The following is a 10,487-nucleotide window of genomic DNA, read 5'->3' as shown; positions in this document are numbered from 1 at the left end:
GGCCGCCGCCGGCGCGCCGCGCATCAGGCCCGCCTCGCTGGCCGGCACCTCGCCCGCGGGCACGGCCGCGATCGGCACCAGCGGCGTGGCGTCGGTATTGCCGCTGTTGTGGCGTAGCTTGGGATCGATGCCGCCGTCGAGCCAGGGCGCCCACATGTCCCAGGCGCCCGGCGTGAAATTGCCGTCGGCTGCCTGCGCGGGCGTGGCTTGCGGCGCGGTGGCCGAGAACACGCGCGGCGGTTGCGGCGGCGTGCCCGCGGCGGCGGGCGTGGTTTCGACGATGGCCGGGGCCAGCTCGGGATCGGGGTCGACCAGCGAGTGCGCGGCGTCGAACACCTGCTGGCAGTGTCCGCAACGCGCGAGCCCGCCATGCAGCCTCAGGTGCTCCGGCTGAATCCGGAAGACGGTTTCACAGTGGGGGCAGCGCGTCGCGAGTGGCATGGTCAGCCGGGCAGCGGGGCCGGAGTGATGGACAGCGCCTATTCTAATGGCTTTCCCGCCGGGTTCCGGCGAGGCATACCCAACCTTCGTGCTCGCGCCAGACCGAGATGTCGACATAGCGCGCATAGACGGCGGCGACTTCCTCTGCCTGCCGCGCCAGCACGCCCGACAGGGCGATGCGCCCGCCCGGCCTGACCTTCGCGGCGAGCATCGAAGCCATCAGCTTGAGCGGGTTCGACAGGATGTTGGCGACCACGATGTCGAATTCGCCGGCCGGACAATCGTCGGGCAGGCCGTAGCTGACCTCGGCGCGATTGCGTTCGCTGTTGTGGCGCGCCGACTCGACCGCCTGCGGGTCGATGTCGATGCCGATCACCTGGCCCGCGCCGCACTTCTTGGCGAGGATCGCCAGGATCCCGGAGCCGCAGCCGTAGTCGAGCACCGACTGGCCGGCCTCGACGGTCTGCTCGAGCCATTCCATGCAGAGCCGCGTGGTCGGGTGGCTGCCGGTGCCGAAGGCCAGGCCCGGATCGAGTTCGAGCACCAGCGCATCGGGATCTGGCGCGTCGTGCCAGGAGGGCACCACCCAGATCCGCTCGCCGATCGGGATCGGGTCGAACTGCGATTGGGTGACGCGCACCCAATCCTGCTCTTCCACCTCGCGCACCGCATGCGCGGGCGCGGCGTCGAGCCCGATCTCGTTGGCGGCGGCCGCCAGCAGCACCGCCGGGTCATGCGCCTCGGCGATCAGCGCGATCACGCGCGAATGCTGCCAGGCGGTGCGCTCGGGCGTGAGGCCGGGTTCGCCGAACAGCGGCTGCTCGTCGGGCGTATCGGCATCGGCGTCCTCCACCGATACCGACAGCGCGCCGAGCTCGATCAGCGCATCGGAGAGCGCTTCGGCATGCTCGCGCGCGAGCTCGACGACGAGTTCCCGGTAGCTCATGCTCAGGCCTCTTCCGGCGCGACCTGCTGCTTCGCGGCGAGCCGGCTTTCGAGATAGTGGATGCTGGTACCGCCTTCCACGAACTTCGAGTCCAGCATCAGCTCGCGGTGCAGCGGGATGTTGGTCTGGATGCCCTCGACCACCATTTCCGACAGCGCGATGCGCATGCGCTGGATCGCCTGTTCGCGCGTGGCGCCGTAGGCGATCAGCTTGCCGATCATCGAGTCGTAGTTGGGCGGCACGAAATAGCCGTTGTAGGCATGCGAATCGACGCGGATGCCGGGGCCGCCCGGCGTGTGCCAGGAGGTGATGCGACCCGGCGAGGGCGTGAACTTGAACGGATCCTCGGCGTTGATCCGGCACTCGATCGCGTGGCCGCGGAACTGGATGTCGCGCTGGCGCAGCGTGAGCTTCTCGCCGGCGGCGATCTTGATCTGCTCCTGCACGATGTCGACGCCCGTGATCAGCTCGGTGACCGGGTGCTCCACCTGCACGCGCGTGTTCATCTCGATGAAGTAGAACTCGTTGTTCTCGTAGAGGAACTCGAAGGTGCCGGCGCCGAGGTAGCCCATCTTCTTGCAGGCGTCGGCGCAGCGGTCGCCGATCCGGTCGATCAGGCGGCGCGCGATGCCGGGCGCCGGTGCTTCCTCGATCACCTTCTGGTGGCGGCGCTGCATCGAGCAGTCGCGTTCGCCGAGCCAGAGCGCGTTCTTGTGCGCGTCGGCCAGCACCTGGATCTCGATGTGGCGCGGGTTCTCGAGGTACTTCTCCATGTAGACCTGCGGGTTGCCGAAGGCCCGGCCGGCTTCCTCGCGGGTCATGTTGACCGCGTTGACCAGCGCCGCTTCCGTGTGCACCACCCGCATGCCGCGCCCGCCGCCGCCGCCCGCCGCCTTGATGATGACGGGATAGCCGACCGCGCGCGCGATCTTGACGATTTCCTTGGGATCTTCCGGCAGCGCGCCTTCCGAACCCGGCACGCAGGGCACGCCGGTGCGGATCATGGCCTGCTTGGCGGACACCTTGTCGCCCATCATGCGGATCGTGTCCGGACGCGGGCCGATGAAGGTGAAGCCCGACTGCTCGACGCGTTCGGCGAAGTCGGCGTTCTCCGACAGGAAGCCGTAGCCGGGGTGGATCGCTTGCGCGTCGGTCACCTCGGCCGCGCTGATCAGCGCCGGCATGTTCAGGTAGCTGAGGTTCGACGGGGCCGGGCCGATACAGACCGCCTCGTCGGCCAGCTTCACGTACTTGGCTTCCTTGTCGGCTTCCGAGTACACGACGACCGTCTTGACGCCGAGTTCGCGGCACGCGCGCTGGATGCGCAAGGCGATCTCGCCGCGATTGGCAATGAGGATTTTTTCAAACATAGCGGGTATTCGTCTTTCCGGTGACGCGCTCTGGCGCGGGGCGGCGCACTCGGCCTTAGCCGATCACGTACAGCGGCTGGCCGTATTCGACCGCCTGGCCGTTCTCGACGAGGATTTCCTTGACGACGCCCGCCTTGTCCGACTCGATCTCGTTGAGCAGCTTCATCGCTTCGATGATGCAGATGGTCTGGCCTTCCTTGACCGTGTCGCCGACCTGCACGAACGGATCGGCGCCCGGCGAGGGCGCGCGGTAGAAGGTGCCGACCATCGGCGAGGTAACCACGTGGCCCTGCGGCGCGGCCGGGGCGGGCGCCGCCGCGGCTGCCGGGGCGGCGCCTTCGAGCGGGGCCGCGGCTGCCGGCGCGGGGGCGCCCACCTGCGGAGCGTAGCCGCTGGCAGGCTGCACGTAGACCGGCGGCGCGTTCTTGACGATACGCACCTTGCCTTCGCCTTCCGTGACTTCCAGCTCGGAGATGCCGGATTCGGAGACGAGGTCGATCAGGGTTTTCAGCTTGCGAAGGTCCATCGGGAGTTCCCCTTGTCTAGTCGTGAAGCGCCGGACTGGCCGGCGGCAATTCGGATTCTTGAAACAGATCAGCCGCGCGGCGCGCCCTGCAGCTTGTCGAGCGCGTGCTCGAGCGCATACAGGTAGCCCTTCCAGCCGAGGCCGCAGATCACGCCCTCGGCCTGGTCGGAGAAGTACGAGTGATGCCGGAACGGTTCGCGACGATGCACGTTCGACAGGTGCACCTCGACGAACGGGATGCCGACGCCGGCCAGCGCGTCGCGGATCGCGACGCTGGTATGTGTATACGCGGCCGGGTTGATCACGATGAAATCGGTCTGCTCGTCGCGGGCGGCCTGGATGCGATCGACCAGGGCGCCCTCGTGGTTGCTCTGGAACGAGGCGAGCTCGGCACCTGCCAGGCTCGCGCGCTCGGCCAGCGCCCGATCGATCTCGGCCAGCGTCACGCGCCCATAGACCTCCGGTTCCCGGGTACCGAGAAGATTGAGGTTGGGGCCGTGCAGTACCAGCAAACGTGTCATGGTCGCTTCAATTTCTGCGGAATTGGGCGCACTTTATCGCCGATTCGAGAAATTTGTCCAGTTTTGCCGCGTGCACGGCGCGCGACGCGCGGGAGGTTTTGCTCGGCGTTACGCGAAGATCGCGATATTTGCCGTCAACCTGCCGCGAACCGGAAGCCAACCGCCGGCAACGCGAGTCGCGGAAAGCCTGGACACTCAGAGCGTATCGAGGGTCTTTTTCAGCTCGCCGACCTGGATTTGACCTAATTTTGTCACGCGTACCCGGCCGTTCGCATCAATTACCACGGTAAACGGCAGGGCGCCGGCGGTATTGCCGAAATTGCGTGCCAGATCCGCGCCGGCATAACCGCTGACCACCACCGGGTAGTCGACCTTGACCTTCTGCAGGAAGGCCTGGACGTTCTTGTCCGAATCCACGGCCACGCCGACGAAGCGAATTCCGCGGCTCTTGTATTCGTGCGAGAGCTGGACCAGCTCCGGCATTTCCTGCACGCAGGGGCCGCACCAGGAAGCCCAGAAATTGACCACGACCTTCTGGCCCTTGAAGCTGGCGAGCGACTGCGGCTTGCCTTCGGTGTCGGTGACCGAGGCGGCCCAGAGCGCCGCGACCGGGTCGGCGGCCTTGGCGGTGGCGGCCTGGGCGCTGCTCTCGAACACGTCGCCGCGTACCCAGTGGCCGGCGGCCATGCCGCCGGCAATCGCGACCGCGGCCACCACGGCCACGGGGAGGAGTCGTTTACTGTTCATCTTCGCTTCGAATCGAGGTTGAAGGACTGGCGGGGGTGGCCGGCGCGGCCATCAGGGCGCGCAGCGCCGCCGCGTCGGCGCGGGCCAGCCGGCCGCGCGCGTCGGCCCTGAGCGCGCCGCGCAGGTCGTCGCTGTCGTAGAGCGCCACGTGGATGCCGATCGCATCGCTGTCGCGGCGCTCGCGCCAGAGGAAACTGAGCGTCTCGACGTCGCCGCGGCCCGCGAAATGGCGCGTCTCGGACACGTCGTACTGGATGTTCTGGTTCAGCAGGTAGATCGCGACCTCCTTCTGGCTGTCAGAGAAGGTCTGCAGATGGATGTCCGAATGCGCGTTGGCGGTGCCGTTGAGCACCGCGCCGGCCAGGTAGGGCGAGAACGGCGCGAGCCGCTCCATCCAGTCGAGCGCGATGCGCCGCAGCCGCTCCAGCTCGGCCGGCTGCGTGTCGCCCTGGAACAGCGCCAGGTATTCGTGCAGTTCCGCCTCGATCAGGTCGTTATCGGGCAGCCATTCGCCGGCAATCCGGCTTTCGCCGAGCAGATGGCGGGCGGCCTTGCGCTTGGCCGAGGCATAGTCGAGCCCGTCCTCGGCGATGAGGCGGGCGGCGGCCAGCGCGATTTCCTCGCGCACGCGCCGCGGGTCGAGCAGGGGTTTTCGAGGCATGATCCGGCAATCATACTCGATCGGCGCGGCCCGCCCGGGCCGCCGCGCGAGCGCCCGGGCGCGACCGGACGGCTCAGTTACAATGACAGCCTTTCTTCCGGCGCCGGTCGCCATGGTGCCTGCGTGCGCGCGCGTCGGCGCATGCCGGCGCGGCGCCGGCCCGCCGCTTTCGAATCGCGACTTCGCAGGCGCCCGCGCGGCGCGACAGTTCTCTATGCACATCCATATTCTTGGCATCTGCGGCACGTTCATGGGCGGTCTCGCCGTGCTCGCCCGCGAGGCCGGCCATACCGTGACCGGATGCGACGCGGGCGTCTATCCGCCGATGAGCACCCAGCTCGAGGCACAGGGTATACAGCTGATCGAAGGCTACGGCGCCGAGCAGATCGATCTGGCCCCGGACCTGTTCGTGATCGGCAACGTGGTCTCGCGCGGCAATCCGCTGATGGAGGCGATCCTCGATCGCGGCCTGCCTTATGTATCCGGGCCGCAATGGCTGGGCGAGCACGTGCTGGCCGGCAAGTGGGTGCTGGCGGTGGCCGGCACGCACGGCAAGACCACCACCAGCTCGATGCTGGCCTGGCTGCTCGAGGACGCGGGCCTGAACCCCGGTTTCCTGATCGGCGGCGTGCCGCTGAACTTCGGCGTGTCGGCGCGGCTGACCGATTCGAGCTTCTTCGTGATCGAGGCCGACGAATACGACACGGCCTTCTTCGACAAGCGCTCGAAGTTCGTCCATTACCGGCCGCGCACGGCCGTGCTCAACAACCTCGAATACGATCACGCCGACATCTTCCCCGATCTGGCGGCGATCGAAACCCAATTCCACCACCTGGTGCGCACCGTGCCCGGCATCGGCCGGATCGTCAGCAACGGCCGCGAGACCGCGCTCGAACGCGTGCTCGCGCGCGGCTGCTGGAGCGAGGTCGAGCGCTTCGGCGTGGAGGGCGGCTGGCAGGCGCTGCCGGCCGAGGACGGGGTGCCGGTCGACGAGCGCTTCGCCGTCTACTGGCGCGGCGAGCGCATGGGCGAGGTCGAGTGGACCGTGCAGGGCGAGCACAACCGGCAGAACGCGCTGGCCGCGATCGCCGCGGCGCGCTCGGTGGGCGTGCCGCCCGCGCAGGCGGCGCGGTCCTTCTCGGCGTTTCGCAACGTCAAGCGCCGCATGGAGATTCGCGGCAGCGTCGACGGCGTGACCGTCTACGACGATTTCGCCCATCATCCGACCGCGATCGAGACCACCATCGCCGGCCTGCGCGCGCGGGTCGGCCGCGAGCACACACGGATCCTGGCCGTGCTGGAGCCGCGCTCGAACACCATGAAGCTCGGCACCATGAAGGCGCAGCTACCGGGCAGCCTGGCCGATGCCGACCTGGTATTCGGCTACGGCGCCGCCGCCGGGCGCGACGCGCTGGGCTGGAGCCTGGCCGACGCGCTGCTGCCGCTCGGCGCGCGCGCCCAGGCCTTCGACGACCTCAACGCGCTGGTCAAGGCCGTCACGGCCGCCGCGCGTCCCGGCGACCAGATCCTGGTGATGAGCAACGGCGGCTTCGGCGGCGTCCACCAGAAGCTGCTCGACGCGCTCGGCGCCCGCCAGGGGAGCGGCGAGTGATCCTGTACCTGCACGGCTTCCGCTCCTCGCCGCAGTCGTTCAAGTCGCGCCTGCTGGCGGCTCGCCTGGCCGAGCTCGGCCGTGCCTCGGAATGGCGCTGCCCGAGCCTGTCGGTGTCGCCGCTCGAGGCGATCGAGCTGGCCGAGGCCGAGGTGGCCGGCGTCGCGGCGCGGCAGGTGACGGTGATCGGCAGCTCGCTGGGCGGCTACTACGCCACCTGGCTGGCCGAGAAGCACGGCTGGCGCGCGGTGCTGCTCAATCCGGCCACCCAGCCGCAGCGCGACCTGGCGCGCTACCTGGGCGAACAGCCGCTGTGGCACGGCGGCGGCAGCATCGTGGTCGAGCCGCGCCATCTCGGCGAGCTCGACGCGCTGCGCGTGAACGCAATCACGCGCCCGGAACGCTACTATCTGATCGCCGCGACGGGCGACGAGGTGCTGGACTATCGCGAGATGCTCGCGCACTACCCGGGCGCCCGGACCCGCGTGATCGACGGCAGCGACCACGGCATCAGCGAATTTGCCGACTATGCCGACGAGGTGCTCGCCTTCTGCGACGCCGAGCGGTTGCGCTGAACCCGGCCGGGGTGCCCCGGCGGACGAACGAATTCAATCCCAAGCTGGACGAGGCGCTGCGTGACGGCGCCGGACAGTCTCAACGAGAGTCAGACGAGTGAACGTTTTTTTCGAGGAATCGGGCAGTTTCAAGGCAGGCAGCGTGCTGTCGCGCCAGGGCGATGCGTTTCAGGTCGAGTTGCCGGGCGGACGGCGCGCCAAGGTGCGCGCCAAGGATGTGCTGATCGAATTCGACAAGCCCGCCGCCGGCGAGCTGATGCAGCAGGCCGACGCGGCCGCGCAGGAGATCGACCTGGATTTCCTGTGGGAATGCGCGCCGGATGAGGAATTCGCCTACGGCGTGCTGGCCGACGAGTATTTCGGCAGCAGCTACGGCCCGGTCGAGCGCGCGGCGCTGGTGCTGCGCATGCACGGCTCGCCGGTCTACTTCCGCCGCAAGGGGCGCGGCCAGTACCAGCGCGCGCCCGAGGAGCAACTGAAGATGGCGCTCGCCTCGCTGGAGCGCAAGCGCCAGCAGGCGCTGGTGCAGGTCGGCTACGAGGACGAGCTGAAGGCCGGCCGGCTGCCGGCCGCGTTCGAGGGCAAGGCGCTGGCCCTGCTCACGCGCCCGGACAAGAACTCCATCGAGTACAAGGCGCTCGACGCGGCGGCGATCGCGCTGGGCGTCTCGCAGGCGCGGCTGATGCTCGACTGCGGCGGCATCGCCTCGCCGCGCGCGCTGCACGAGGCGCGTTTCCTGGCCGAGCATTTCCCGCACGGCACCGGTTTCCCGCCCGTCACGGTGGGCCCGCTGCCCGAGGACCTGCCGCGCGCCAAGGTCGACGCCTTCTCGATCGACGACGTGACCACCACCGAGATCGACGATGCCTTCTCGGTCGAGCACCTGCCCGAGAACCGCGTGCGGATCGGCGTGCACATCGCGGCGCCGGCGCTGGGCATCACGCGCGGCGACGAGGTCGACGCGATCGCGCGCGCCCGGCTGTCGACCGTCTACATGCCCGGCGACAAGATCACCATGCTGCCCGACGACGTGGTCGAGGTGTTCACGCTCAAGGAGGGCGACTTCCGGCCCGCGCTGTCGCTCTACATCATCGTCGATCGCGAAACCCAGGACATCGTCGCCAACGAGACGCGCGCCGAATACGTGTTCGTGAAGAGCAACCTGCGCCACAACACGCTCGACGAGCTGGTCACCGAGGACACGCTGGCGGCCGGCAGCGGCGACTACCCGCACAAGGACGACATCGCCGTGCTCTGGCCGCTGGCCCAGGCGCTGTTCGAGAAGCGCCAGGTGGCGCGTGCCGGCTACGGCCTCAAGCGCGAGGTGCAGCGCAATACCGACTACAACTTCTACGTCGAGGGCGAGCACATCTCGATCACGCCGCGTCGGCGCGGCTCGCCGCTCGATTTGATCGTCTCGGAGCTGGCGATCCTCTCGAACTCGACCTGGGGCGCCTTCCTGCACGACCACACGGTGCCCGGCATCTACCGCTCGCAGCGCGCGCTCGGCGTGCCGACCGGCCCCAAGCGCACCCGCATGCAGACCTCGGCCGCGCCGCACGAGGGGCTGGGCGTGGCGCAGTACGCGTGGAGCACCTCGCCGCTGCGCCGCTACGTCGACCTGGTCAACCAGTGGCAATTGCTGGCCTGCGTGCAGCACGGCGTGACCGCCAAGCTGGCCGCGCCCTTCAAGCCCAAGGACGCCGATCTCTACGCGGTGGTGCAGGGCTTCGACGACACCTACACGGCCTACGCCGATCACCAGCGCCGCATGGAGTATTTCTGGTGCCTGCGCTGGCTGCGCCAGGAGAACCGCCGCCAGGTGGTCGCCGCGGTGGTCAAGGGCGACCTGGTGCGGCTCGAGGAAGTGCCGCTGCTGCTGCATGTGCCGGGGCTCGGCGTGCATGCGCGCGGCACGCGCGTGCTGCTCGACGTGATGTCGATCGACGAGCTGACCATCGAGGCCTCGGTGCGGCTGCTCAACGTGCTGGACGCGCCGACCGTGTCGAGCGGCGAGACCGCCGACGAGGACGAGGGCGCGGAGGAGGGCGCTGACGAGGCGGCCGGCGACGACACCATCGTCGACGCGCCCGACGCCTCCGCCGAGAGCGAGGCGGAAGCGCTCGCCGAGGCCGACGGCGAGGCAGCCGCCCCGGCCCCGGGAGACAGCGAGGAGAACCCGAAATGAGCGAGCCGCGCAATCCGGCCGAGGCCGTCGCGCGCGAGCGCTACGCGGTGTTCGGCAATCCCGTGGCGCACAGCAAGTCGCCGTTCATCCACGCGCGCTTCGCCGAGCAGACCGGCCAGGCGATCGACTACACGCCCCGGCTCGCGCCGCTCGACGGCTTCGCGGCCGCGGTGCGCGAGTTCATCGCCGCGGGCGGGCGCGGCGCGAACGTCACCGTGCCCTTCAAGCTGGAGGCGCATGCGCTGGCCGACACGCTTTCGCCGCGCGCGGCGGCCGCCGGTGCCGTCAACACGCTGCGCTTCGAGGCCGACGGCCGGATCCACGGCGACAACACCGACGGCGTCGGCCTGGTGCGCGACATCGAGCAGAACCTCGGCGTGTCGCTGGCCGGCGCGCGCATCCTGCTGCTCGGCGCGGGCGGCGCGGCACGCGGCGTAGTGCTGCCGATGCTCGATCGCGGCCCGCTCGCGATCAGCATCGTCAACCGCACCGCCAGCAAGGCCGAGGAGCTGGTCGGCCAGTTCACGCAGGCCGCGCACGATGCCGGCTGCGCGCTGGCCGGCGGCGGCGCGGCGCTGGTCGAGCGGCATCCCTACGACGTGATCGTCAACGCGACCGCCGGCAGCCTCGACGCGGCGCTGCCCGAGTGCGACCCGGCCGCGTTCGGCGCCGGCACGCTGGCCTACGACATGATGTACGGCGCCCAGCCGACGGTGTTCATGCGCCATGCCGAATCGCTCGGCGCGCGCACCGCCGACGGGCTCGGCATGCTGGTCGAGCAGGCGGCCGAATCCTTCCATCTGTGGCGCGGCGTGCGGCCCGACGGCGCGCCCGTGCTGGCGGCCCTGCGCGATGCGCTGGCCGCCGCGGCCTGAGCGGAGCGCCGGCAGCTTCGCCGGC

Annotated in this window: 11 protein-coding genes; 4 read left to right on the top strand and 7 right to left on the bottom strand. The window is 69.5% G+C overall.

Features of this window, described 5'->3' with window-relative positions:
• The 7 genes from F3J10_RS31635 to F3J10_RS31605 all read right to left on the bottom strand — a co-directional run.
• Positions 1 to 441, bottom strand: a 441-nt coding sequence (locus F3J10_RS31635; protein ID WP_205200557.1) for an MJ0042-type zinc finger domain-containing protein, incomplete at its 3' end; no start/stop codon positions are given.
• 43 nt (positions 442 to 484) lie between these two features.
• The gene (gene prmA, locus F3J10_RS31630; protein ID WP_166916218.1) at positions 485 to 1,387 is read right to left on the bottom strand and encodes a 50S ribosomal protein L11 methyltransferase; all 903 of its coding nucleotides are present in this window, start codon (positions 1,385 to 1,387) and stop codon (positions 485 to 487) included.
• A 2-nt stretch (positions 1,388 to 1,389) separates the two neighbouring features.
• Positions 1,390 to 2,757: an acetyl-CoA carboxylase biotin carboxylase subunit gene (gene accC / locus F3J10_RS31625; RefSeq protein ID WP_025096825.1), complete on the bottom strand. Its 1,368-nt coding sequence runs from the start codon at positions 2,755 to 2,757 to the stop codon at positions 1,390 to 1,392.
• A gap of 55 nt (positions 2,758 to 2,812) precedes the next feature.
• Positions 2,813 to 3,283: an acetyl-CoA carboxylase biotin carboxyl carrier protein gene (accB, locus tag F3J10_RS31620; RefSeq protein WP_013696593.1), complete on the bottom strand. Its 471-nt coding sequence runs from the start codon at positions 3,281 to 3,283 to the stop codon at positions 2,813 to 2,815.
• A gap of 68 nt (positions 3,284 to 3,351) precedes the next feature.
• On the bottom strand, positions 3,352 to 3,804 hold the full coding sequence (gene aroQ, locus F3J10_RS31615) for a type II 3-dehydroquinate dehydratase (RefSeq protein WP_167243749.1): 453 nt from the start codon (positions 3,802 to 3,804) through the stop codon (positions 3,352 to 3,354).
• A gap of 195 nt (positions 3,805 to 3,999) precedes the next feature.
• Positions 4,000 to 4,551 carry a TlpA disulfide reductase family protein gene (locus tag F3J10_RS31610; protein ID WP_025096824.1) on the bottom strand — a complete coding sequence of 184 codons (552 nt, stop codon included), beginning with the start codon at positions 4,549 to 4,551 and terminating at the stop codon, positions 4,000 to 4,002.
• Positions 4,541 to 5,212, bottom strand: a complete 672-nt coding sequence (locus F3J10_RS31605) for a UDP-N-acetylmuramate--alanine ligase (RefSeq protein WP_167243748.1) — start codon at positions 5,210 to 5,212, stop codon at positions 4,541 to 4,543. Before F3J10_RS31605 ends, F3J10_RS31610 begins: the two co-directional genes overlap by 11 nt.
• Before the next feature lie 214 nt (positions 5,213 to 5,426).
• On the opposite strand from F3J10_RS31605, the gene mpl reads away from it, so the two are divergent.
• The 4 genes from mpl to aroE all read left to right on the top strand — a co-directional run bounded on the left by mpl (position 5,427) and on the right by aroE (position 10,462).
• Positions 5,427 to 6,824 carry a UDP-N-acetylmuramate:L-alanyl-gamma-D-glutamyl-meso-diaminopimelate ligase gene (mpl, locus tag F3J10_RS31600; RefSeq protein WP_025096822.1) on the top strand — a complete coding sequence of 466 codons (1,398 nt, stop codon included), beginning with the start codon at positions 5,427 to 5,429 and terminating at the stop codon, positions 6,822 to 6,824.
• Positions 6,821 to 7,399: a YqiA/YcfP family alpha/beta fold hydrolase gene (locus F3J10_RS31595; protein WP_025096821.1), complete on the top strand. Its 579-nt coding sequence runs from the start codon at positions 6,821 to 6,823 to the stop codon at positions 7,397 to 7,399. The genes mpl and F3J10_RS31595 overlap by 4 nt, the downstream gene beginning before the upstream one ends.
• 97 nt (positions 7,400 to 7,496) lie before the next feature.
• On the top strand, positions 7,497 to 9,587 hold the full coding sequence (locus F3J10_RS31590) for an RNB domain-containing ribonuclease (protein WP_046576988.1): 2,091 nt from the start codon (positions 7,497 to 7,499) through the stop codon (positions 9,585 to 9,587).
• On the top strand, positions 9,584 to 10,462 hold the full coding sequence (aroE, locus tag F3J10_RS31585; RefSeq protein ID WP_025096819.1) for a shikimate dehydrogenase: 879 nt from the start codon (positions 9,584 to 9,586) through the stop codon (positions 10,460 to 10,462). Before F3J10_RS31590 ends, aroE begins: the two co-directional genes overlap by 4 nt.
• Positions 10,463 to 10,487 lie beyond the last annotated feature (25 nt).

This window comes from Burkholderia sp. Cy-637 (assembly GCF_011753175.1).
Classification (GTDB): domain Bacteria; phylum Pseudomonadota; class Gammaproteobacteria; order Burkholderiales; family Burkholderiaceae; genus Burkholderia; species Burkholderia gladioli.
This window is presented reverse-complemented; position numbering and strand designations above follow the sequence as displayed.